Below are 23719 nucleotides of genomic sequence, written 5' to 3' on the forward strand. Positions count from 1 at the left end.
GCGTGAAATTTCCTTCACTGCTTTCTCTGCCACACTGGTTTTCATCAGTCATATTTTCCCTTCGAAAACCTCGCTCTTTAGGGCGGAGTAGGTCACCATGAGTGCACCGACACTGGTAGGATAACTGGTGCATCACCTCCTGAGGTCATTCAGAGCCATCACTCGGAGGCCGACCAAGGAGGGAATGAACTCTAACAGGATTAACTGCAGTTAAAGACAATGCTAAGAAGGGCTGGTTTCGTAAAAATAATTAAAAGTTTATTTGGATGAAATTTTTAAAGCTGGTGAACTTTGTAGTGGTGGGCAGTTCTCGGCATGTGGGGTTTCCAAGCCCGAATGGGGACTACTGAAGATGTGGGGAGTCACCATTCCCCCCGAAGGTCAGCCGATGAAGACGGGAGGGTGGAAGCCTACCCGTTACGAAATTAACACTCTACACACTTTACGGGTAGGCAGAACAGGATCTTCCTAACACTCTCAGACAGTGGAAGAGGTTTTGTAATCTCCAGGGAACCTCCAGGCTTTGTGAAGGAGAGGCTTGGTTCCAGGGAAGTTCCAGTCTTGTGGCTCACGAAGATTGAGGGAGAGGAATGCTTTGGATAGGAGGGAGTACGCTTTGCTAAGCAAGGAATTCTCACGAGCTCGCTTAACAGGTTATTTCACTTCTCTACTACTTGTAAGCTCTTCCCCTGGGCTTAAGTTTTAGGATTTTTATGACTTTATCCTTCCAATTTACTGAATAAATCACCCTATAATCACCCAAACGGGCACGGTAAAGGTCTAAGTCCCCAGTCCCTTCCAATTTAATCACATCAAACTTCTCCCTTGGAACAGGCTCATACTCCAGGATGTCTCTAAACTCTAAGAATCTTCGATAGTGGGCCTTAGGCAAACTTTGGAGAGCCTTCACCACTTGCTTGTGGATTTTAACTCGGTATGTCATTTGAACACCTCAATCTTCGGGTTCGGGGAGTTCCTCAGCATCAATCCAGTTCTCAGGGTCCTCATCCCTAGCCAACTCAAGTAATTCTGCAATCTCCTCCTCAGTAATGTCTTCATCCCTCTCCTCCGGCATGAGCATGGCCTCTAAGCGCTGAATCTCAACCTTAAGCCTCTCTAACTCCTTCAAAACATCCCCCACTTTTTCCATCCTCATTACCCCCTCTAGAAGGGCTTGTAGATTATCTCCCCACTCTCCCGGTTCATGTAAACCTCAACCTTCTCCTTCTCCTCCAACCCAAGTTCTCGAACAACTTCATTTGGGATTCGGAGAAAGTACCCATTCTTAGTCTTTCGAATCTTTAAGATCTTAACCTTCTCCCTCATGGTCTATAATGAATCCCTTAGAGTATAAAAAGGTTTCTTTGACACCTTTAGGAGTAGCACTTAGCATCAAGTCTAAGGGATTCAGCATGAGGCCCACTCTGAAGGGCCAAGGCTTTCAAGTGAGTAATCACTCCTTCCCTAAATCCCCAACCTCCAATGAAGATGCGGTACTGTAGCGGATAACCAGAAAGAGCTCCTGGCAGGAGTTACAGAGAACTTAAATAGTTTTTCTTACAAATTTGAAATGTGGTAAAAAATGGAGATTGTAAAACTATCCTCAAAAGGCCAAATCGTAATTCCAGCAAAAATCAGGAAAAAACTAAAACTATCAAAAGGGGACAAACTGTTGCTTGAAATGAAGGGAGATGCAATAATTCTAAGGCCAGTGGTTAAGCTGTCCAAGCTGAGGGGCGTGGATAAAATAGAAGGAGCGTCAGAAGAAATCGAAAAGATAAGAGAAGAATGGGACAAAGAATTCGAGGGGAGATCATAAAGTACCTCTCCGACACTAAAGCGTTCTTTAATGATGAGGATGGGTCAGAGTTCGTGGAGAAGCTTTTAAAAGAAGTTGACAAGAGCTCAAGGTGGTTGTACTCCTCCTTAGTTCTGGGAGGATTTGGTGCGAGGAATGAGCGTGATGTGTAAAAGGCTGTTAAAGCTCCCTCACGAGCTTGAGAAGCATGATTTGATAGGGAATTGACTTCCTTCCCGTCTGGCTTCTTGCACTCGCTTGATAATTGTTCTATGAAGTCGTCAAGTTGTAACCGTGGAATTTGGGTTCTAAGAAAATCGGATAATCCTCGAGACTCTCGCATACCACTTTGCTAGCGTCTTCACTTTCCTTTGATTGACTCCACAAACATTCTAACAATTTTGGCTAAAGTGTTGTACTGGCTAAGGTTCTCACCATGGGATTCTTTGCATTTAAGTTTTTGGGTATTCATTTACTTGTGAAGGGTTTTAGGGTTTTCTTCCTGAGGCTCATCATGACAAGTTGCCCAAAACTCCTTTTGGTGTTGTTATGGTTGGAGTTTTAGTCTTAACTTGGTAAACTTGAGGATCTTGAAAAGAGGTTTGATAAATTGATGATGAGCTTACAAACATTGGAGCTCACGTTGTGGATTTGTACTCAAAAGTTCTGAAAATTGGCAATCTTGCTGTGGTTCACTCTTCAACGATCTTAACTTTTAGGTTTGAGACTTCTGCAATGTCTGAGAAGTCTTTATCTTTCGTTATGAGTTCTTCGCCATTGTTAATGCAAATTGACGCGATCAACAAGTCAGCAAAAGTTTTTGGTTTTCCCATTTTTAAAAGCTCTTCCTGAATCTTATGGGCTAGGAGAAAATCCTCAACGGTTGGGAATAAAACATTTCCATAAAACTTCTTATACCTCACTATCGCTGGATATTTAACAAAAGTCACTCCCGTTATATTCTCTCTAATCTCCTCCTCGACCTATAATGACGCTTGTGTCTAGTACAACCATTTAACTCTCTCCTTCTCCTTTTCCCTAACGTAAACGTCATCTGAAATTTCTTCCTCAACCTCTTCTACACCTAGAATTTCCCTCAATTTATTAATAGACATAATTCTTGGCGAAATTTCGGCTAATGCCATATTTATAATCTCTCTAAGCTTTTCCTCATCAACCCACTCCGGAACCCTTATAGTGACAACTTTACTCAAACAACCCACTCCAAAAATTTGTTAATGCTAAATCTTTTAAATTTTAACTTTAAAACTGTTAAAGAAACAGTCCAAAAATTAATTTGGACAAGTCTTAAGTAAGTTACAAGTTCAACAAGGGAAATTCTCAAGCTAATTAACTACGGACACATTAGGGTAGTTCCAATAGAGATTATTGTTCCTTTGATAAAATAAAAGGTGAATGAAGCCCTTTCAATTCTCCAGGAAGCTTTTGAAGTCCAAGAGGTATAATGAAATTATCATGAAAACTATTCGGGAGAGGTTAAAGTCATTCTAAACACAATAAAAAGGCTAATTCTTTTGCCTTTGTAATCATGATTACGGGAAGGTTTTTATATTGCTTTTTTGTAATCATGATTACAGGAGGGGTGGTGTTATCCCTATAGATTTGGAGAGTTTGAAGGCTAATATCCTGGAGTAGGACATAAAAGACCACCGCGCAAACAGGAATTACCTTGCGACCCTTGTACAAGCAAAAGGTCAAGGTAAAGCTCGTAACCGGTAAGAGTTACAAGAGTTCAAGGATGGGTTGGACAATTAGCTTATCCTAACAATATCCCTACTTTTGAAAGCTAAGTTTTTATGGAAAGATGTAGGCATAATGGTGGTGTAACTTATGAAATTTGAGGTTATTATCCTTCCAAAAGTCTCAAAGAAGTCCAAAAAATACTTATCAAAGTCTCAGTTGGAAAAATTGAGTAAGTTCTTTAAGACTTTGGAGTTTGACCCTCTCCCAGTGGAGCGATATGATGTTAAACCTGTTAAGGGAAAGCGTTCCGAAATTGGGAAGGGAAAACTTTATCGTTTTAGAATTGGAGATTATAGGGTATTCTACACCATTCTTTGGGACGAGAAAGCAGTTGTCATAGTCGATATTAAGTCGAGAGAAAAGGCATATAAAAAGTAGTCAGTCTAAACCTACATCTTTCCTAAACTCTTCAATGGTTAACCATTCTCCGCTTTTATAAGCCTCCTCGGCTTCTCTTATGAGTTGATCAGCTTCTTCATCGTCTATTTCCTCGGCTTCCAATTGTTGGGCTTTTAGTTTAAGTAATTCAATCTTAATATTCTCTAACCTCTTTTCAATATCCTCAATCTCTCTAATTAAGTTGCGAACATTTATAACTTCACTCATCTTTTCACCACTATCACATTTCACTTTAAGGTTAAAATACTTTCCCTCACTAATGGATTTACTGTTAGAATAAGCTAACGAATAATATGGGTTAATGTATATGGGGGTCGACTATATTGACGGGAGTGCTGTGGCACTCGTTGGCCTTTTAATTCCGGAATTCTTCCAGAGAAAAGTTACTCCACCTGAGAGGCTTCAGCTGTTCTTAAAGCCGCTCTACAATGGCGATTCTGGGAATTTGTCTTGTATTCTTTTGCTGTAATGCTTATATTAGGCGTGGGGTGGAAATGCCAAAAGGCTTGTTGAGAGCGAGATACTTTTCATACAAGAGAGCTTAGGCAATAAGATTAGAGATTTGATTATGGATGCACTTGGGGGCTGTTTCGTAAATAGTTAAAAGTGTAGAGTTTGTTGGGGTTTGTAGAACGAAATTTTAAATGTTCTTGTGGTGAATTTTGGGGTGATGTGGCAGTCCTCGGTATGTGGGGTTTTAAGCCCGAATAAGGACTTGTGGGGAGTCTCCGTTCCCCTATAATGAAAAAGGGAGGGTGGAAGGTCAGCCGTAACGACATTACGCAAATCACGGCTGACCAGAACGGTTACTGGGTATTTACATGGTGAAGGTTAAACACTTTCCCTTTAGGTTGTTTGGAGACAATTAGAAAGCTCGTTCAGCACTTCAGCAACAATAACCCAAACCGCCAGCCCACTCAAAAAGTGACTTATCGCGTCTGCATTGGTTCACTCCCTATGAAAGAGGTCAATTGTCGTAGAAGGGACATTCACAAGTGAAACATGAACGACAATGAAATTAGCCTTTCCGAAAAATCGTAAATCTGTGAAAGCTCTATTTTGGATAGTAAACTTGTATCCAAAACCATGAACAAAAATGAGCATTAGTTGAAAAACTATGAACTTGCCTATAGCTGGTGGGTAGTTATAGGATGGAGGGGGCATTAAATAAATACACTACCTCCATTTGGTTGACCTGGCTTATACCCTAACACATACAATGTGGGGTGATAAGTCACGTGAGTTTCTCACGTGACTCTGTGCATCATGCAACTCCTTACCTCAACACAAAAGTGGAATTAAAAAGGAGCCCGCAGAGGGCTTATTTCCGAGTCAATAGTAAGGGCAAATGGGCATTCCTCTAAACGTTAAACAAAGCCCTAACGCCTTCCCTTTTAGGCAGATAACAAAAATCATTAGATGTAATCAGTTTAAAATAACTGAGAACTGTTGGTCAAATAATGGGAAGACTTATGTTTATTCTAAGCATAAAATTGTAGATGTAACAGGGTGAGAACATGGAGAAGAGGAGTAAGAAGGTAAAAGTACACAGGGAGAAGTTTGAGAGGGCCGTTGAGTTGCTTGAGAATGGGGTGTCCCCCAGGAGGGTGGCCAAGGAGCTCGGGCTCTCCCTCAACCAGGTATACTCGATAGCGGAGCACCTAGACATCTACTTGGACTTAAGGGAGCTCGAGGAGGAAGTTACGAGGCTTAGGAAGACTAGGGACCAGTTGAGGGAGGAGATTGCCACCATGTTAAGGGAAGTGACTTCCCTTATCAAGGTCTTGAAGTACTTTGAAGCGGTTGTGCTGGCAGACCTCATGGAGCTGGAGGATTTAAAGAAGACCTACGGGGCACTCAACCCCAGGATGGCCAGGATGTTATTTAGTCTTATGGAATATTATGCGAGGTTGTTGGAGGAGTTTGAGAAGAATAGGAAGGTGTTGGAGGATAAGGCAAGACGTTTAGAGGAAATAGGGAAAATCTGAGTAGGTTTACATACTACTTTTAGAAAATTTCTAAAAAATGGTATCGTGTATAAACCCCTTTTGAAAAGCGTTTTTAAAAGTGGTGTGTGCACGGGAAGTGTAAGTATCAATTCCTGGGTTTATAGTGACCCAGTAGTAGAACCTCTATAACCTCTCCGGGCTTTATTCCTATGACATCCCTTAGGGCTTTTGGAATAATTACGGAACCCTGCTCACCTACTCGAGCTGTGAAGGTACCTTCCTTCGGTTCCTCACCTTCATACTTTACTATTTTAATTTCAACAAAATCACCCTGCTCTATTCCATAGAACTTTCGAGTGCCTGCTGGAATAATGATCCTCCCTATTCTATGAACTGTTGTATGGAATTTTGCTAAAACATCCACACTGGTTCCCTCAAATCTTGTACTTCTCTATTGATTTAAGGATAGTGGTTCTCGAAAACCTTAAATATCATTTTATGAAATTTTACATCAAAATATGATGTGGTGAGCAAGATGGTGCTCCTGGAGGAGGTAGAGGCGATTTTGGAAAAGACAAAGCTTAGGCTTATTATTCAAGAAAAAGCCAAGATTTCAGAGGCTAAAGTATTTGATTTGATAGTTCTTGGTAGGGATAACAATATGATAGGACTAGTCTTGTTGAATAGAAAACCAAAGAAGTATAGTTTCAATTCATCTTTTAATTTAAAGCTGTATTATCTTTGGAAAGACAGAAACAAGCTCTATGTCCAAGAAACCACTACTAACGAGGTAATCCCCCTAGAAATCGAGGAGCTTGATGCTTTTATCGACTTAATTTTGGGAACATCTAGGTAATTTTATCCTATCTCGATAAATTTTTATTTCACACTAGAGTATTAACGATGGTGGATACAATGAAAGCCCTCATCCTCTCAGGCGGCTATGGGACTCGATTAAGGCCCTTAACTTACTCTCAGCAGAAACAGTTAATTCCGGTAGCCAATAAGCCTGTATTGTTTTATGCAATTGAAGATGTAATTGAAGCTGGTATTCACGAGATTGGAATAGTTGTCGGACCCAATGCTGATCTAGTGAAGAAGACAGTTATGAGCGTTGACTGGGATGCCAATATTGAATTCATCTACCAGGGTGAGCCAAAGGGGTTAGCCCATGCAATCCTCGTTGCTAGGGATTACTTAGGAGATGAAGACTTCGTCATGTACCTAGGGGATAACATCCTAAGAGAAGGAATAGTTAGGCATAAAGAGCACTTTGAAAAGAGTGATTACGACGCTAGCATTCTCCTCTGTGAGGTTCCTAATCCCCAGCAGTTTGGAGTTGCCGAGCTCAGCGAGGATGGAAAGACTATAAAGAGACTGGTAGAGAAGCCGAAACACCCGCCGAGTAACTTGGCCTTGGTAGGTATCTACTTCTTCAGACCAATAATCCATGAAGCGGTGAGGCACATAAAGCCCTCATGGAGGAACGAGCTGGAGATCACGGATGCTATTCAATGGCTAATCGATAACGGGTACAAGGTGGGGTGGACAAAGGTAACGGGCTGGTGGAAGGATACTGGAAAGCCTGAAGATTTGCTCGAGGCTAATAGGCTAGTCTTAGATGAGATAGAGAAAGAGGTTAAAGTGGAGACAAGGGCGAAGATAATTGGTAGGGTTAAAATTGAAGAGGGAGCCCAAATAGACGAGAATTCAGTAATAAAAGGCCCGGCCGTGATAGGTAAGAATGCCGTGATAAGGAACGCCTATATCGGGCCTTACACGAGTGTAGGAAACAATGTCGTGATTGAAGATACTGAGGTTGAGGACTCAATAGTAATGGATGACAGTATTATCGTAGGAGCAGGGAGAATTGTGGAAAGCATAATAGGGAGAGGAGTAAAGATAATAAAAGGGAACAGCCACCCGATGGGAAGAAGGCTAATTATTGGTGATAACTCGCAAATAGTGCTGTGAGGTGCATTCGATGAAACTCTTAGTGACTGGAGGAATGGGGTTCATTGGGAGCAACTTCATCCGCTATATCCTAGAAAAGCATCCAGACTGGGAAGTAATAAACATAGACAAGCTAGGATATGGCTCAAATCCGGCTAACCTAAAAGATCTGGAAGATGACCCTAGGTACACCTTCGTGAAAGGTGACGTAGCTGACTACGAGCTCGTTAAGGAATTGGTGAGGAAAGTTGATGGGGTAGTGCACCTAGCAGCAGAGAGTCACGTCGATAGGAGCATTTCTTCGCCTGAAATATTTCTCCACAGCAACGTTATAGGAACGTATACTCTCCTCGAGTCAATAAGGAGAGAAAACCCCGAAGTTAGATTTGTACACGTGAGTACTGATGAAGTCTACGGCGATATTCTGAAGGGTTCATTTACGGAAAATGACCGTTTAATGCCCTCCTCCCCATATTCTGCGACGAAAGCGGCCAGCGATATGTTAGTTCTCGGGTGGACAAGGACTTACAACCTGAATGCATCGATAACGAGGTGCACAAACAACTACGGCCCCTATCAATTCCCGGAGAAGCTCATTCCAAAGACTATAATAAGGGCGAGCTTGGGGCTTAAGATACCCATATATGGTACTGGGAAGAACGTTAGGGATTGGCTATATGTGGAGGATCACGTTAGAGCAATTGAGCTTGTCCTGCTCAAAGGTGAATCCAGGGAGATATACAATATCTCAGCTGGAGAAGAGAAGACAAACCTGGAAGTAGTTAAGATTATTTTAAGGCTCATGGGCAAAGGCGAGGAGTTAATAGAGTTAGTTGAGGATAGACCAGGGCATGACTTACGCTATTCCCTGGATTCTTGGAAGATAACCAGAGACCTAAAGTGGAGACCAAAGTACACTTTTGATGAGGGAATTAAGAAGACCATTGATTGGTATTTAAAGAATGAGTGGTGGTGGAAGCCTTTAGTTGATGAGAGGATACTCCACCCAACTCCCTGGAAACTAAAATGGTAGCAGGTTTAGTGGATAAAGATTCTTGAGGATTCACGTCTCAAGATAATTTGGAGTTTGATAAAACAGATATAGGAAGCTCTCAAAGAGGTGGTGAAGATGCCCTTTGAGTTCAAGAGGCTTGAAATTCCCGATGTGGTCTTGATAAAGCCAAAGGTTTTTGAAGATGAAAGGGGTTTCTTTATGGAGACCTACAAAAAATCCGACTTCGAAAAGGCGGGAATTAAGGGTGAGTTTGTGCAGGATAATCATTCTAAGTCTAAATACGGTGTCCTTAGGGGCTTGCACTTTCAGAGGGGATCCTATGCCCAAGCCAAGATAGTTAGATGTATAAGGGGAGTTATATATGATGTTGCAGTGGACTTGAGGAGAAACTCGCCAACGTTTGGGAAGTACGTTGGAGTAATTTTGTCCGAATACAACAAGTACCAGCTCTACATTCCGAGGGGGTTCGCCCACGGATTTGTAGTTTTAAGTGATGTCGCCGAGGTTGTATACAAGGTGGACAACGTATATGCCCCGGATTATGAAGGTGGTTTGATATGGAACGATCCTGACGTTGGAATTAAGTGGCCAATTGAAGATCCAATTCTCTCGGAGAAGGATAAGAAGTGGCCCACTTTGAGGGAGCTAATAGAGAGAGGATGGGTGTTCTAGGTGGTTGCAATGAGAATTGCAATAATAGGGGCAAATGGGCAATTAGGAACTGATCTCGTGGAGGTTTTTGGTAATGATCCAGAATTCGAAGTTGTTCCATTAACGCATAAAGACCTTGACGTTACAATTCCGGAGAGTTTGAAAGTGCTAAAAGAAATTAAGCCAGATGTCCTTATTAATACTGCTGCTTACGTTAGGGTTGATGATGCAGAGCTTTATCCCGAAAAAGCCTTTGCCGTGAATGCAATTGGTGCTTTGAATGTTGCAAGGATTGCCAATGAGATTGATGCCGTTAATGTTTATATCAGCACGGATTACGTTTTCGATGGCGAAAAGGGGGAGCCATATACCGAAGAAGATGTGCCGAACCCGATAAATGTTTATGGTGTGAGTAAGTATACGGGAGAAATTTTCACCAGGAATTATTCTCCCAAGCATTACATAATTAGGGTGGCGAGCCTCTACGGGAAGGCCGGGGCGAGCGGTAAGGGCGGGAACTTTGTGGAGTGGGTGATTGAGAAGGCAAAGCATGGAGAAGAGCTCAAAATTGTGGACGACCAGTTCATGAGTCCAACCTATACCAAAGACGTTGCCAGAACTTTGAAAGAGTTTTTAAAGCTGAGGTCGGAGTTTGGGGTTTACCATATGGTTAATGAGGGCTTTTGCTCGTGGTACGAGTTTACCGAGGCAATATTTGATGTTTTAGGCTGGAATGTCGAGATAAAGCCCATAAAGTCAAACGAGCTCAACAGGCTGGCGAAGAGGCCAAGGTTCTCTGCGCTGAAGAATGAAAAGCTGGAAAAAATTGGGCTAAGAATGAGACATTGGAGAGAAGCCTTGGAAGAGTATTTAAAGGAGAAGGGTTACGTGTAGAGGTCTTCGGATTAAGACGAGGCTCTCAAGAAGTACAGCGAATAGTCCCCCAATGTCTCCCATAGTGCTCCCATCCTTGGATGCTTTTTCTTGAGCTTTTCTACCAAGGAATTTTACCTCAGCAGACCTCCATACATTGAAGCAAAAACTGAGATGGTGAAGTCGCTGTTCATTAACAGCTATCCTACGATGTTTAGAGTTTATTCTTTAGAGGACCTTCTTGCAAAGAAAATTGTTGCTCTATACAACCGTATGGAGGGCAAGGACATTTATGATGTCTTTCATACCCTCGACATGAAGTTTGAGATGGAAAAATTCCTGAAAGCGTTGGAGCTTAACACAAAGTTTTACCTCATCGAGGGAGATTTCTGGGACGAGTTAATCAGAAATTTAAGTCAGGCAAAGAAAAATGCCCTTCAGATCGGCAGTTCAACCAACCACTTTATTTCCAAGAGCCTCCGCCCGAACTAGGAGGAGCTAATTGAAAGCCTAGGCTTCAGGATAGAAGAACTTTTTAAATGACAGCCTTTAAAGCAAAGGAGGGAAGTGAGTCTCATGAGTGAGTCAAGTCAGGCTTTGCAAAGGATTGTGAGGGGGACAGGGATAGTTTTTGCTGGGACTCTTATTTTGATGTTCTTTGGATTTTTGAGTAGGGCTATAATGGCAAGGTACTTCTCTGTGAGCGAGTATGGAGTGTTTAACCTAGCTTTAACAGTTCTGAGCATCGTCCTTGTTGTGGCGACGCTGGGCTTTCAGAATTCTCTTCCCAAGGAAGTGGCGTTTTACAGGGAGAGGAAGCCTTCGAGAGTTAGAGAGCTGGTTCCAATATTGTAAACTATATTTTAAACTTCAGTCTTTGGACATTAAATCTCAATGAAATCATTATATTTTTCGTCGTCCTTTGCAAATTCTTGGAGCCTTTTGGCTCTTTCGGCAAGGTAATCACAACCAGTCCTTTCCAAGGAGCTGATAAAGTTGTATGGTAAAACGTTCAAAAATTTCCTTAGTTCTTCTTTCTTTATTTCTGGAGGAACTTCTTGCAGTCTTTCTATTATTAACTCCAGTTCCAGTAAGCATTGGCTCAAAGCATGTTCAAGGTTTTTCTTGATTTCAGGGACAAAGTAGAGTGGATATAAGAATATAACAAGATCCGCAAAAATTACCCTAAAGATGGGCTCTATCATGTTTAATATCCATGTCGCTTCATTCTGACTTATTCTGCCACTCTCAAATTGATCAACTGTATACAGGGCGAGAGAACGCAATATGTGGGTTAATCCTTCGATAAATGCCAATATCGATTCGAACTCCGCTAAATCAGATTTTTCTATTCTCTTTTCCTCTATCTCCCTTGCCATGGTTTTTATTTTATTTGAAAAATTATTTCGCATATATTCCCCGATTTTTCTAAGGATGTATGCAGTAGCTCCTACGTTTTGTGATTGAATGCTTTTGGAAGATATTCTGTAGATTTTCCAAAGTGTATCCCCTTCCGTAATGCTATAGATTTTTAAGAACTTGTCAATAAGCACTTTTGGATTGAACAGAATGAAAGAATCATATACAAAAAGAGGGAGGATTATGAGATTAAATGTGCCCCATATGTATGCCAAGCGTAGTGAAGAGGGGTTAAGGTTTCCTGCATTTTGTAACAATGTTAACATCAGGACAATTGAAGCTGCATAAGAAATAAATACCAGCCAGAATTCAATGTTTTTGCGATATACGTTGAGAACAACTTCTGAATACTCTTTTAGTGTGAGCTGAACTCCCACAAGCATCATGGTTATGTATATAGCTATAATTGTTCCCTCCACTTGGGCCAATGCACTCAGGAAGTATCTAATATCCTCTGGATCAACATTTTGAAAGAATCCGAGCTCTAAAAAGATATACACTATCTCCACACTTATTATAAGGGACAGGATATAGGATGGCAGGGGTTCATGTTCTTTTAGTGCCCTTATTAATCCGTGCATGAGGATATTAAGAAGTTTTTGACTTAAAAGCGTTAGTACTAAGAGAGCAGATAATACAGCAATTTTAAAAAGCTAAGTATTTCATCAAATTTTTGAGCGAGGTGCAATCATGAACACAGTCCAGAGAATTGCAAAGAATATGGCTGTGCTATTTCTTGCCAGAATCGTTAGTATGCTATTCGGATTTTTCTATGTGATGTATACTGCAAGACATTTGGGTCCGGCGAATTATGGTATCCTATCATTTGCCTTAGCTTTAAATGGCATATTTGGGGTTATCGCCAACTTTGGCCTTGATCCTTTGACCGTCAGAGAGGTTGCGAGAGATAAGACCCTGGCAAGGAAATATCTTGCAAATGGACTTGTACTGAAGCTGTTATTCGGAACACTAACATTTTTGATTGTTTTTGTAGTTGTGAATCTCTTAGGCTATCCCGAAATCACGAGAAAAGTTGTATACATAATAACCCTGTCTACTATCATTGCAGGACTAAATAATCTGTTCAATGACATCTATCAAGCGTTTGAGAGAATGGAGTTTATATCCATCGGGCAGATTCTGCAGAGTGTGTGTTCTTTGATTTTTGCGATAATTGCGATAAAGCTCGGCTTGAACGTGGTGTATTTTGCGGTGATTTATCTTATTGTGAATTCGATTGTTTTGGGGTATCATGTCGTTATAACAACCTGGAAGTTTTTAAAGCCAAAGATTGAGGTTGATTTCAACTTTTGGAAAAGCGTTGTAAGGGAAGCGTGGCCGTTTGCTGTGACATCTATTTTTGTATCAATTTATTATCAAATTGACATTGTGATGCTCTCTTATATGAAAGGAGACAAAATTGTTGGATGGTATAATGCAGCATATAGACTAGTATTGATATTATTAATTATCCCACAAATTTATTTTGCTACTGTCTATCCAGTAATGTCAAAATTTTATAGTATTTCAAAGGATAGCCTTAGGTCCATCTTTGAACGCTCTTTCAAATATATGATGATAATTGGTATTTCAATTGGTCTTGGAATAACGTTATTGGCTGATAAGATTATTCTATTAGTCTATGGAGATGAGTTCGCGCCAGCAACAATTGCTTTACAGATTTTAGTCTGGTCAGAAGTTATATCTTTTGTGAATATAGTTTTTGCTAATCTCTTAAATGCAACTAATAATTCATTACTAAACACTAAACAAACACTAATTTCAGCTATTTTAAATGTGATACTCAATTTCATCCTAATCCCCAAGTATAGCTACATTGGTGCTGGTTTAGCAACAGTATTAACAAAAATAGTATCTTTAATAATACTCATAAAATTTATTAAAAGGTTAGACTTTATGCCAAGATTGAAATGGTTTGACAAGGAAGATATAGAAATATTTAAGACTGTTTTAGGACTAAGGAGGTGAAGAAAATGACCTTTGCAATTTATTTTTCAAAGAAATATAATGTATACCTAAAAAATTCCGAAGAATTTTTGCCTTATATGAACCCACAATTCTATTTCTATAACTATGATACAAGCCTTCTAGAGAAGATAAATATGTTGCAAGCTAAACTTAACTATTTAATCCAAGCTTTGAGTAATGGAAGTTACTTTGATATTAAATCAGTATTATTTAACTCGTTAAATACTATTAATATCTCATATATTAGGAATGATTTACTTTTTATTAAATATTTGTTAGAGAGCATAGAAAGTACCGAGAAAACAGAAAATAAAAAAGAAGTATTGTATATCTCATCAGTAATAAATAATATCTGTACAAAGAAAAAAGCACACATCTTTGAGGTTTTATTCATTATCAAATATATATATCAGTTACTACATAACTACGTAGACTTATTTGATTTAAAAAATAGAACTAAAATAATTAATGTCAAAACCAGAGCTATGGAAAATCTCAATGACCTTCCTGCTACAGTATCACCCATATTGCTGTCTTTAAAGGGGTATGTCTCAAATAATCTAAAGGACTACATAGTCGATTTCTATATTCATGGAAGCATATCAACAAAAGACTTTACCAAGTTTAGTGACTTAGATACTGCAATAATATTAAAAGATGACACGCTTTTAGACATTGATAAGTTTGCAAGGTTTCTCAAAAGTAATTTTCGTTCCATAAAGTATTGCTATCAATTTAACTTGTTGCATCACCATGGACATTACATATTAACTGAGCGTGATCTTCAATATTATAATCAGGCTGTATTACCAGCAGAAGTATTTAGATATTCAACTCCACTATTTGGGAATGAAGAGATAAGATTTAATGTTAGAGATTCTACATTTGAACATTTTAGCTTGGTATGGAATGTGATTCAATATTTCAGAAGAAGTTACGTTTTACATTTCAAGAATATTAACAATATGTATAAATTTAGGTTTTTCGTAGCAACTATTTTATTTCTCCCCGTGATTTTTCTCGAAACTAAGGGGATTTATGTATATAAAAAATACTCATTTGATTTAGCAAAGAGGTATTTCTCTACTGAAGAATGGGAAGCAGTTGAAATTGCCAGCGAATTTTGGAGGAACTGGGATTATAAACCGCCATTTCTAGTTAGATTAAGTTCAATTATCTCCTTAAGGCTTATGCACAACTATAAGATATTTGACTCATTTTTAGCAAATTATCCAAGTAAATTACCATCATCAATTCAAAAGACAATTTCAAGAGAAAAATTTTTTGAAAAGTCTATAATTTTTAGTGAAGCTATAGCAGATGACTTATATCATTCCTTTATAAAACTGTGGAGGTGGAACCGATGAGAGAATTTTATTTTTATGGATACCCTACTCAGCTTTCGATTTCTACATATGAGGAAGTTCTAAGTGAGTATGTAGATTTAATTTCTCAAGATGACAACGTCTTAGCAGTGTATCAAAGTGGAAGCATTTCTGTCCCAGGCATCTCAGATTTAGACATTTTCATAGTGTTGGATGATCCCTTTAATAAAAATACAATAGAGGTACTTAGGAACTGGAGAAGAGATATGACATCAAGATACATATTTTACCATTCACCATTTATTATATCAAAAGAAGATTTCCCCAGCATAAAATATGTCCATACAGCATTTAATTTGAGAAGGATATATGGTAGTGAGATACCAATTATAAATCCTAGCAATGATGAGATAACCTTTATTAAAATCCTAAATATCCTAGATTGGTCTTATATATTGACAGTTTCTCTTTCAGAAATGTTCCTTCGTCGTAAGATACATATGCGAACAGCACTAATGACACTTGGAAGTGTGGCTCATACTCTTGCACTTGCTCAAGATATTCTGGGATGCAAAGATTATAGAAAAATTATTCGTTCTATACGGGCTTTCCGTAGAAACTTTTTTAAGCTCCCAGACCATGGATACAAGTATAGAATGCCTGATTTAATAATAAAATCGTTTGAGGCTCTCATAGATATAGTCAAGCACGTAACAGAGTATATGTTGAGTATGGAATACATATATTATGATGTACATAAAAATATTAAATTACAAGTAAGACCTGATTTAATTATTAACTTTAAAAGCTATAAAAGCACTTATGATATCTATAATGGTAAATTAATTAAAGTATTAGCTATACCAATAATTGCCATTGAACTTCCAAATACATTTTTGATCATTAATTCAGAATACTCTAAATATTGCTCACAAGGTATTCTAAAAGTTTATAGAATTAACTCTTACTACAATTTGCATTTAGATAATGACTTTAAACATGTTATTCAAAAGAGAATGACACTTTTTAATAAGATAATTAAATATATTCCAGAAGATTTTACACAATACATTCCAATAAATTTTTATTCTAAACAAGACCTCTGCAGCAACTCGTACTTTATTAGAACAATATTTAGGACAGTAATTAACGAATTAAAATATTTAGCAAATCAATTTAGATTCAAGAGGTGATAACACAATGAAAATTTCAGCCGTTGTAGTCACGTTCAATCGTAAAAAACTCCTTTTAGAGTGTCTAAATGCTCTCAGAAACCAAACATACCCATTAGATGCTATTTTTATAATAGATGGGCCTTCAACTGACGGAACTCCTGAAGCTCTGTTAGAGTGTGGATACATTAAAGAGCTTCCTCCAAAAAAAGGCAACTGGTCATGGGAAACAAAAAACGTTATTTACAGCCCAATTAACAATAAGCCTATAAAAGTTTATTACGTTAGGCTTTATAAGGATGTAGGAGGTTCAGGTGGGTTCTATGAGGGGGTAAAACGAGCCTATGAAGAAGGATATAATTGGATTTGGTTAATGGACGACGATGCAGAGCCAAGAGAGGATGCGTTGGAGAAATTGATAAGGTATATGAATCTACCGGGAGTTATTGCATTGGCCCCTACAGTAATTCGACCAACTGGGGAGATATCCAAGCCCCACAGAGGTATTTTATGTTTTAAGAAGATTTTTCCGATGATTCAAATTCCTTTGGATGAGTCTAAATACAAAAGTAATCAGCCAGTTCAAATCGACTTTGTATCGTTTGTAGGTCCACTAATAAAACGGGATGCAATTAAAATTGTAGGGTTTCCTAAAAAAGAGTTCTTTATACATCATGACGATGTTGAATATTCTATTCGATTGAGAACCGTTGGAAAAATATATCTAATTCCAGACAGTGTGATAATTCATAAAGAAAATATAAAGAAAACAAGTTTAATCAAAAAGAGATTTCTGGGAAAGACAATATACAGAATACCGTATAACAAGCTTTGGAAAACTTATTACGGGACTAGAAACTTAACATATCTTGGTAGGATATATTCAAAAAGCAAGTTTAAATTCTATTTTAAGTTACTAAAACGATGGGCAGTCTCTGTTGGTGCAATAATTCTATTCGACGATCATAAGATCAAGCGCATTCAGTTTATAACCTCTGCATATCTTGATGGTCTTAGGGGTAAGTTTGATAACGAAAAACCCAAAAGAATACTGTATGGAGGGAAGAAGGAATGAAAATTGGAATCCTTGGTGGCGGTTTGGCAGGGCTTTCCTTAGGATACTTCCTTAACCAAAGGGGTTATGATTTCACAATCCTCGAAAAGAGCTCAGAAACATCCGGATTGTTAAAATCAGTTCAGATTGATGGGTTTACCTTTGACGTGGGTGGCTCTCATATTATCTTCTCAAAGGACCGTGAGATACTCAACTTCATGGTTTCATTGCTTAGAGACAATGTTGTGAAAAACCGCAGGAACACCAAAATCCTTTACAAGGGACACTACGTAAAGTATCCCTTTGAAAATGGCTTGGCTGACCTACCAAAGCAAGACAACTTTGAATGTTTATATCATTTTATCCAAAACCTCATCGCAAAAGAGAAAGGACTATTGAAACCTCCAAGAAACATGAAGGAATGGTTCTATTATATGTTCGGCAGAGGAATTGCAGAAAAATACTTGATACCTTACAACGAGAAGATCTGGAAATATCCCTTAGAGAAAATGAGCACGGTATGGGTCGAGAGAATACCCCAACCACCAGTTGAGGACATAATAAAGTCCTCTCTTGGGATTCCAACTGAGGGCTACGCCCACCAGCTTTACTTCTACTATCCAAAAGTTGGAGGGATACAAAGCTTAGCAAAAGCCTTTGAAGAGCCAATAAAAGACAAAGTAATTACAAACTTTGAAGTCAAGAAGATAAAAAAGGAGGATGGAAAATGGATTGTATCTAATGGAAATAAGGAATTTGGATTCAACAAGATAATTTCTACCATTCCACTGCAAGAGCTGATTAAAGCCCTAGAAGACGTGTCTATGGAAGTTATCGAGGCCGTGAATAATTTGAAGTTCAATTCACTAATAACGGTTGGCATAGGAGTTGATAAGCCCAAGCTTAATGACTTTTCATGGTTGTATATCCCAGACAAGGATGTTTTAACCCATAGGGTTAGCTTTCCTTCGAACTACTCACCTTATGTAGCCCCTCAAGGGAAGTTTTCAGTTCTGGCTGAAATAACTTATAGAGAAGGAGACGAGATCAGCAAAATGAAAGACAAAGAAATTGCAGAGAGGACAGTAGAAGATTTGGATAGACTTGGGATAATTAACAAAGACGATGTAATCTTGACGACTGTGTATAGATTCAAATATGCTTATGTAATCTACGACCTAGAATACAAGAAAAACCTTAAAACGATCTTCGCTTATTTAAAGACCGTAGGAATCGACAGCATCGGCAGGTTTGGGGGCTGGGAGTATGCGAATATGGATGCAGTAGTTAAAACAGTGATGGAATATGTCAAAAACCAGATCGGGAGTAACTGGGCATAAGAGAAATGGAAATCCGGAATTTATCTAAGTTAAGCAGAAATACGGTGAGCTTAATGAAGGTATCAATCCTAACACCTAATTTTTCTTCAAATTGCCTTGGGAGAGCATACTTGCTGGCTCAGCTAATCTCTCAATTTTCCGAAGTTGAAATTGTTGGACCAGCTTTAGCTAAGGATGTTTGGGAACCGTTGTCGAATCAAGCAGATATTCCCTTCAAGGTTATTAATTGGAGCTCAACTGCTTTCATTAAAAAAATATCTTCAGCCGTTAGCGGAGATGTTATTTACGCATCAAAACCGCTGATAAATAGTTTTGGTGTAGCCCTGATTATTCATCAAAAAACAGGAATTCCAGTAATATTAGATATCGATGATTGGGAACTTGGGTTTGTTAAAGATTCTGCAAATTCGGTGTTTAAGTTACCATTCTACGCGTTTCCCCATAGATTTAATGGTTTTCAATCTATTTCTGATGTTTTTTTGTTAGAGAAGACTGCACAATTATTAAGAGAAGAAATCTCAATAACAGTCTCTAATTCTTTTCTTCAAAAAATGTTTGGCGGAACAATAATCTGGCATACAAGAGATGAAAATGTGTTTAACCCTAAAAAATATGATCCTGAGGAGTCTCGAAGAAGTTTTGGAATTCCTGAAGATAAGGTAGTACTAATGTTCTTTGGAACTCCTAGACCTCACAAAGGTCTTGAAGAATTAATTCAGGCAATATACACTACTGAAGAGCTCAGAAACAACCAAGAGCTCACCCTTGTAATTGGAGGCATTGGGAAAGATCTATATTCTCAAAAGATAGCACAACTTGGAAAGAAACTTTTGGGTGATAAGGTAATTTTCATTGGGCACGTTCCCTTTGAGGAAACCCCAAAAGCTGTTGTTGCAAGTGACATATACATAATCCCCCAAAAGAAAACATACGCCTCTTTTGGCCAGCTTCCAGCAAAGCTATTTGATGCAATGGCTATGGCCCGTGCCATAATATCAACTAATGTCTCAGATATTCCAAGAATTTTAGATGGGGTTGGAATAGTGATCTCATCAGAGACATTAGAGAAAAATTTAAGCGAGGAAATACTATATCTTGTTGAAAACCTAGATGAAGCACGAAAATTAGGAACGAAAGCTAGGAGAAGGTTTGTGAAATTATATGGATTTAATCCCATGAGAAAAAAGCTTGAAAGAATACTTAGAACAAAAACTTAGCAAAGTGAAGAGCAAGGGGGTAGTAGGATGAATATGGATTGGGTCGAGAGTCTAAAAAAGAAAATCAAAGATAGGTCTGCAATTATAGGAATTGTCGGTTTGGGATATGTTGGGTTACCTTTAGCAGTTGCTTTTTCAAAAAAGTTCAACGTAATTGGATATGACATCAATACTAAAAAGATAGATAGCCTCAAAAAAAGGAAATCATACATTGAGGACGTTAGAGATGATGAAATAAATCTAAACCGATTACAACCAACAAACGATCCCGAAGACCTTAAAAAGTGTGATTTCATCATTATTACTGTGCCCACACCTCTCAGAGAGGATAAAACTCCGGATTTATCTTATGTGAAAGACGCTGCTAGAACTGTTGGAAGAATTTTGAGAAGAGGCCAGTTTGTTATTTTAGAGAGCACTACATATCCTGGAACTACCGAAGAGGTTTTAATTCCAATTCTAGAAGAGGAAAGTGGGTTAAAGGTAATTGAGGATTTTGGTGTAGCCTATTCCCCCGAGAGAATTGACCCTGGCAATAAAAGGTACAAAATTGAGAATACTCCTAAGGTTGTCGGTGGCTTAACTCCAGAGTTTACAGAACTAGCATCAATGCTCTATGGGAGTGTAATTGAAAAAATTGTTCCAGTAAAAGATTGCAAGACTGCCGAAGCCGTCAAAATGCTCGAAAATGTTTTTAGAAATGTTAACATTGCGTTAGTTAATGAGCTGGCATTAATTTTCGAAAAAATGGGGATAGATATCTGGGAAGTAATTGAGGCTGCAAAAACAAAGCCTTACGGCTTTATGGCGTTTTATCCTGGCCCTGGAGTTGGGGGACATTGTATTCCGGTGGATCCATACTACCTATCATACAGGGCAAAGCAGTTTGGGATAATCCCAAGATTTATCGAAACTGCTGGGGAAATTAATAATTATATGCCTGTACATACAGTAAATTTAGCCGAGACAGGATTAAGAAAAATTGGAAGGAAAATTAGAGGCGCGAAAGTTGCTGTATTGGGCCTAGCATATAAGGCGGATATTAGTGATACTAGAGAATCTCCTGCAATTAAGATCATTGAAGAACTAATTGAAAGAGGGGCGCAAGTTAAGGTTTATGATCCTTATGTAAAATCAGTTAGAACAAAATTTGGAACATTTAGGGTCACTGAGACTCTTGAAGATATTTTAAAATGGAGTGATTGTGTTATCTTTGTTACAGACCATTCACTATTCAAGGAAAAAATGGAAGAGATCCTAAAAATCTTCGGAGAAACATCTACGAAAAAGGTAATTGTAGACAGTAGAAACATCTTCGAAAAAGTTTCCCCGAGCACGTTTTTTAATTCTAAGTTAGAGTACATAAAACTAGGTTTTGGACTAGGAGGCGAATAACAATGGAAAAAGGGTTAGTAAGTGTTGTATTGCCTACATATAACAGAGCGAAAGTTCTACCTCGTGCTATTGAAAGCGTACTAAATCAGACATATACCAATATAGAGCTTATTATTGTTGATGATGGTTCTAGGGATAATACAAAAGAGATAATTAGAGAGTTTCAAAGCCAGGACGAGAGGATAGTATACCTAAGGAATAAGCGGAATTTAGGTGCGAATGCTGCTAGGAATATTGGTATTATGCATTCAACTGGGGAGTTTATAGCATTTATGGATAGTGATGATATGTGGTTGCCTTGGAAACTGGAGCGTCAAATTAAAATTATGTATTCGTCTTTGAATTCGTACCCTATTGTGTACTCAGGATTTATCAGAATATACAAAACGGACAAAAATAAAGTGATATTAAGTTATTATCCCCAAAAATCCCCTCCAGTTTCAGCAGATAGTACCTCAATACATCTCAATCTCTTGACTAATGCAAATTTTATTTCAACGCCAACTGTATTGATTCCTGCATTGTATATTAGGCAGAACAAATTGCTTTTTGATGAAAAGATGCCTCGATTGCAAGACTGGGAATTCTTTCTCCGATTATCAAAGCATTGTAATTGTAACTTTAGGTTTATTCCGGAACCATTAGTTATAGCGTATGTACAACCCGATAGTATCTCCATGAATCATAAAAAGTTCATAAAAGCTTTAAAAATCCTCTACACTAAATATTATTCTAAAGTTAACAATCAAGAAGCTTTAAGTACTTTTTATTTTTTAATGGGATATGCAATGTTTTTGTTGGGCAACATTGATGAAAGCCAGCATTATTTGGCAGTTTCATTAGAATTAAAAAAGAAAAACATCCCAACACTCTTTTTGTGGGCATCTCTTAAGTATCTTTCTCCAGCAGTTGCACATAGGATGAGGGAACTCTACTTCAAGATTTCAAATTATATTGCTAGCAAGCGTTTAAATATAGATTTTTCTAAATACATTAAGGGCATTTGAGGAATATATCTTGTTCCATTCTACTCTTGGGGATAATATTCTTAGGGGATTGTATGGCACTTTATATACAAACTGATGAACTTTAATTGGATGAAAGAGCATATAAGTCCTTATTCCAATAACCGGGCACTTAACGGTTTCAAAGCTTCTCGTCAATAATTCATCGTTTATTTCTTCCGTTTTCATCCCCAAAATAGATAGAACATATGCATAATATTCATCAGAGGAAACACAAGTAATATTGTGTACTTTAGCAAAATTTGTGTATTGCAATTCAGACAATATCAATGAATATCTAAAACTATCCTTTTCATAATAAGACATGCCGTCTATGCTTACATATTGGGGCTCTGTTAGGGTTAAAGTGAAGTAAATTGCAACTGTAATAACTCCCATAAGTTTTATTAACTTAGATTTATGGATTAGTATGTTACTTACCCCAATAGCTACAGGAACAGACAGGAACATCTCTGAAAAATACCACCATCTATGAGCAAGAAGTGCGAAACCTAATAATCTTGGGATGCTACCTAATACTGCATAACTACCTCCAATTAGGATAGTCAACGCTAAAATCTTATCTGACACTATTTCCTTTATACCACGCCTAAATAATAGTATTGCTATACCAATTAATGCAAGAATATGGTAAATTATCACAGGGATAACTCCAATCACTAAATCAAAAAAGTGTATTTTCGTTTTCATTACTGCGTATCCTCTAATTAATTTCGTTGCTATAAGACCAGTCTTCAAAATATCCAATATTTTTGGAGTATGACCTGAAATATAAGTCCACCAAAAATACACAACAACTCCTGATAATATAATCAACATGAATGTCTTTTTACTTGCATCTCTCGAGGATTTTAATATACTCTCATGGATCATCAAAAGCATGAACACAGAACCTAACGCAATAAACATAGCAATTGTTGAAATGCTATGAGTAATACTAAGAGTAAATGAAAAAATCAACAGTAACAAATACACCTTAGGAGATATATCCTCATTGAGAAATTTGAATAAGCTCCAAAATACTAGTGCTAAATAAACCCCTCCAAGACTATTTGGAATTGGATTTCGAAGCATAAATATGAAGTGTTCAGCTGAGATGGTTATTAACACTACAAGGAAATTTAGACCAGATGATCTTTTAAAAATATACCTCGATAAAAGATATGTTATCATTGAAACTATTAATAATTGAGGCAAAGAAATCGAGAACATAACAGCACTTTTGTAATCTATACTCTCTATATATCTCATAACCACAATCAATATGTGAAAGACAGGCATCCGTGAGTATTGTACTTTTGATGACGCGTACATTCCGAAGTATTGGGACTGGGAATAGGGAATTCTCCCAGTTCTTACAATATCATTATTGAATTTCATA

Annotated in this window: 28 protein-coding genes; 19 read left to right on the forward strand and 9 right to left on the reverse strand. The window is 38.0% G+C overall.

Features of this window, described 5'->3' with window-relative positions:
• Positions 1-670: 670 nt before the first annotated feature.
• The 3 genes from PH_RS01905 to PH_RS09790 are packed head-to-tail and all read right to left on the reverse strand — an operon-like array spanning position 671 to position 1326.
• Positions 671-943, reverse strand: coding sequence for a type II toxin-antitoxin system RelE family toxin (locus PH_RS01905; protein WP_010884512.1), 273 nt, complete (start codon positions 941-943; stop codon positions 671-673).
• A gap of 9 nt (positions 944-952) precedes the next feature.
• Positions 953-1150 (reverse strand): DUF5646 family protein, encoded by a 198-nt coding sequence (locus PH_RS01910; RefSeq protein WP_143522638.1) that lies wholly within the window; start codon positions 1148-1150, stop codon positions 953-955.
• Between the two features lie 14 nt (positions 1151-1164).
• Positions 1165-1326, reverse strand: coding sequence for an AbrB/MazE/SpoVT family DNA-binding domain-containing protein (locus PH_RS09790; protein ID WP_158298155.1), 162 nt, complete (start codon positions 1324-1326; stop codon positions 1165-1167).
• A 256-nt stretch (positions 1327-1582) separates the two neighbouring features.
• On the opposite strand from PH_RS09790, the gene PH_RS01915 reads away from it, so the two are divergent.
• On the forward strand, positions 1583-1819 hold the full coding sequence (locus PH_RS01915) for an AbrB/MazE/SpoVT family DNA-binding domain-containing protein (protein ID WP_010884515.1): 237 nt from the start codon (positions 1583-1585) through the stop codon (positions 1817-1819).
• 671 nt (positions 1820-2490) lie between these two features.
• Here the strand turns inward: PH_RS01915 and PH_RS01925 are convergent.
• Together PH_RS01925 and PH_RS01930 are read right to left on the reverse strand one after the other, a co-directional pair.
• Positions 2491-2748: a PIN domain-containing protein gene (locus PH_RS01925; protein ID WP_010884518.1), complete on the reverse strand. Its 258-nt coding sequence runs from the start codon at positions 2746-2748 to the stop codon at positions 2491-2493.
• A gap of 51 nt (positions 2749-2799) precedes the next feature.
• A complete protein-coding gene (locus tag PH_RS01930) occupies positions 2800-3012 on the reverse strand; it encodes a hypothetical protein (RefSeq protein WP_048053115.1) in 213 nt (70 codons plus the stop codon).
• Between the two features lie 637 nt (positions 3013-3649).
• On the opposite strand from PH_RS01930, the gene PH_RS01935 reads away from it, so the two are divergent.
• Positions 3650-3940, forward strand: a complete 291-nt coding sequence (locus PH_RS01935) for a type II toxin-antitoxin system RelE family toxin (protein ID WP_010884519.1) — start codon at positions 3650-3652, stop codon at positions 3938-3940.
• Here the strand turns inward: PH_RS01935 and PH_RS01940 are convergent, their stop codons facing one another.
• Positions 3941-4168: a hypothetical protein gene (locus PH_RS01940; RefSeq protein ID WP_048053116.1), complete on the reverse strand. Its 228-nt coding sequence runs from the start codon at positions 4166-4168 to the stop codon at positions 3941-3943. It lies immediately after the preceding gene.
• Positions 4169-4268: 100 nt separating this feature from the next.
• On the opposite strand from PH_RS01940, the gene PH_RS09795 reads away from it, so the two are divergent.
• Both PH_RS09795 and PH_RS01950 read left to right on the forward strand, forming a co-directional pair.
• Positions 4269-4430: a hypothetical protein gene (locus tag PH_RS09795; protein WP_158298156.1), complete on the forward strand. Its 162-nt coding sequence runs from the start codon at positions 4269-4271 to the stop codon at positions 4428-4430.
• A 1048-nt stretch (positions 4431-5478) separates the two neighbouring features.
• Positions 5479-5949 (forward strand): hypothetical protein, encoded by a 471-nt coding sequence (locus PH_RS01950; protein ID WP_010884521.1) that lies wholly within the window; start codon positions 5479-5481, stop codon positions 5947-5949.
• 106 nt (positions 5950-6055) lie between these two features.
• On the opposite strand, the gene PH_RS01955 is transcribed toward PH_RS01950, so the two are convergent.
• Complete coding sequence (locus PH_RS01955) at positions 6056-6334, reverse strand: AbrB/MazE/SpoVT family DNA-binding domain-containing protein (RefSeq protein ID WP_010884522.1); 279 nt, start codon at positions 6332-6334, stop codon at positions 6056-6058.
• Positions 6335-6445: 111 nt separating this feature from the next.
• Between PH_RS01955 and PH_RS01960 the strand changes: the two genes are divergently transcribed.
• From PH_RS01960 to PH_RS01990, 7 genes are all read left to right on the forward strand, one after another.
• Positions 6446-6766 (forward strand): hypothetical protein, encoded by a 321-nt coding sequence (locus PH_RS01960; protein ID WP_048053118.1) that lies wholly within the window; start codon positions 6446-6448, stop codon positions 6764-6766.
• 59 nt (positions 6767-6825) lie between these two features.
• Positions 6826-7884, forward strand: a complete 1059-nt coding sequence (locus PH_RS01965) for a glucose-1-phosphate thymidylyltransferase (RefSeq protein WP_048053119.1) — start codon at positions 6826-6828, stop codon at positions 7882-7884.
• Positions 7885-7894: 10 nt separating this feature from the next.
• On the forward strand, positions 7895-8896 hold the full coding sequence (gene rfbB, locus PH_RS01970) for a dTDP-glucose 4,6-dehydratase (RefSeq protein WP_048053120.1): 1002 nt from the start codon (positions 7895-7897) through the stop codon (positions 8894-8896).
• Between the two features lie 96 nt (positions 8897-8992).
• Positions 8993-9550 carry a dTDP-4-dehydrorhamnose 3,5-epimerase gene (gene rfbC, locus PH_RS01975; protein ID WP_048053121.1) on the forward strand — a complete coding sequence of 186 codons (558 nt, stop codon included), beginning with the start codon at positions 8993-8995 and terminating at the stop codon, positions 9548-9550.
• A 9-nt stretch (positions 9551-9559) separates the two neighbouring features.
• Positions 9560-10423, forward strand: coding sequence for a dTDP-4-dehydrorhamnose reductase (gene rfbD, locus PH_RS01980; protein ID WP_048053122.1), 864 nt, complete (start codon positions 9560-9562; stop codon positions 10421-10423).
• 90 nt (positions 10424-10513) lie between these two features.
• The gene (locus tag PH_RS01985; RefSeq protein WP_231833710.1) at positions 10514-10894 is read left to right on the forward strand and encodes a nucleotidyl transferase AbiEii/AbiGii toxin family protein; all 381 of its coding nucleotides are present in this window, start codon (positions 10514-10516) and stop codon (positions 10892-10894) included.
• An 84-nt stretch (positions 10895-10978) separates the two neighbouring features.
• The gene (locus PH_RS01990) at positions 10979-11257 is read left to right on the forward strand and encodes an oligosaccharide flippase family protein (RefSeq protein ID WP_048053124.1); all 279 of its coding nucleotides are present in this window, start codon (positions 10979-10981) and stop codon (positions 11255-11257) included.
• A 29-nt stretch (positions 11258-11286) separates the two neighbouring features.
• Here PH_RS01990 and PH_RS01995 read toward each other — a convergent pair whose 3' ends face one another.
• Positions 11287-12402, reverse strand: coding sequence for a hypothetical protein (locus PH_RS01995; protein ID WP_010884531.1), 1116 nt, complete (start codon positions 12400-12402; stop codon positions 11287-11289).
• A 109-nt stretch (positions 12403-12511) separates the two neighbouring features.
• On the opposite strand from PH_RS01995, the gene PH_RS02000 reads away from it, so the two are divergent.
• Genes PH_RS02000 through PH_RS02035 form a run of 8 tightly spaced genes read left to right on the forward strand, consistent with a single transcriptional unit; the run spans position 12512 to position 22320 of the window.
• Positions 12512-13810 carry a flippase gene (locus PH_RS02000; RefSeq protein ID WP_010884532.1) on the forward strand — a complete coding sequence of 433 codons (1299 nt, stop codon included), beginning with the start codon at positions 12512-12514 and terminating at the stop codon, positions 13808-13810.
• A gap of 5 nt (positions 13811-13815) precedes the next feature.
• Positions 13816-15177, forward strand: coding sequence for a nucleotidyltransferase domain-containing protein (locus PH_RS02005; RefSeq protein WP_048053126.1), 1362 nt, complete (start codon positions 13816-13818; stop codon positions 15175-15177).
• The gene (locus PH_RS02010) at positions 15174-16328 is read left to right on the forward strand and encodes a hypothetical protein (protein WP_048053127.1); all 1155 of its coding nucleotides are present in this window, start codon (positions 15174-15176) and stop codon (positions 16326-16328) included. The genes PH_RS02005 and PH_RS02010 overlap by 4 nt, the downstream gene beginning before the upstream one ends.
• Positions 16329-16335: 7 nt before the next feature.
• The gene (locus PH_RS02015; RefSeq protein WP_010884535.1) at positions 16336-17382 is read left to right on the forward strand and encodes a glycosyltransferase family 2 protein; all 1047 of its coding nucleotides are present in this window, start codon (positions 16336-16338) and stop codon (positions 17380-17382) included.
• On the forward strand, positions 17379-18701 hold the full coding sequence (locus PH_RS02020) for a protoporphyrinogen/coproporphyrinogen oxidase (RefSeq protein WP_010884536.1): 1323 nt from the start codon (positions 17379-17381) through the stop codon (positions 18699-18701). Before PH_RS02015 ends, PH_RS02020 begins: the two co-directional genes overlap by 4 nt.
• Before the next feature lie 53 nt (positions 18702-18754).
• Positions 18755-19918: a glycosyltransferase family 4 protein gene (locus PH_RS02025; protein WP_048053128.1), complete on the forward strand. Its 1164-nt coding sequence runs from the start codon at positions 18755-18757 to the stop codon at positions 19916-19918.
• Between the two features lie 27 nt (positions 19919-19945).
• Positions 19946-21313, forward strand: a complete 1368-nt coding sequence (locus tag PH_RS02030) for a nucleotide sugar dehydrogenase (RefSeq protein WP_010884539.1) — start codon at positions 19946-19948, stop codon at positions 21311-21313.
• A gap of 2 nt (positions 21314-21315) precedes the next feature.
• A complete protein-coding gene (locus PH_RS02035) occupies positions 21316-22320 on the forward strand; it encodes a glycosyltransferase family 2 protein (RefSeq protein ID WP_010884540.1) in 1005 nt (334 codons plus the stop codon).
• On the opposite strand, the gene PH_RS02040 is transcribed toward PH_RS02035, so the two are convergent.
• The gene (locus PH_RS02040; protein WP_143522639.1) at positions 22282-23589 is read right to left on the reverse strand and encodes a hypothetical protein; all 1308 of its coding nucleotides are present in this window, start codon (positions 23587-23589) and stop codon (positions 22282-22284) included. The two genes, PH_RS02035 and PH_RS02040, sit on opposite strands and share 39 nt — an antisense overlap.
• Between the last annotated feature and the right edge of the window lie 130 nt (positions 23590-23719).

Origin of the sequence: Pyrococcus horikoshii OT3 (genome assembly GCF_000011105.1) — an archaeon.
GTDB classification, from domain to species: Archaea; Methanobacteriota_B; Thermococci; order Thermococcales; family Thermococcaceae; genus Pyrococcus; species Pyrococcus horikoshii.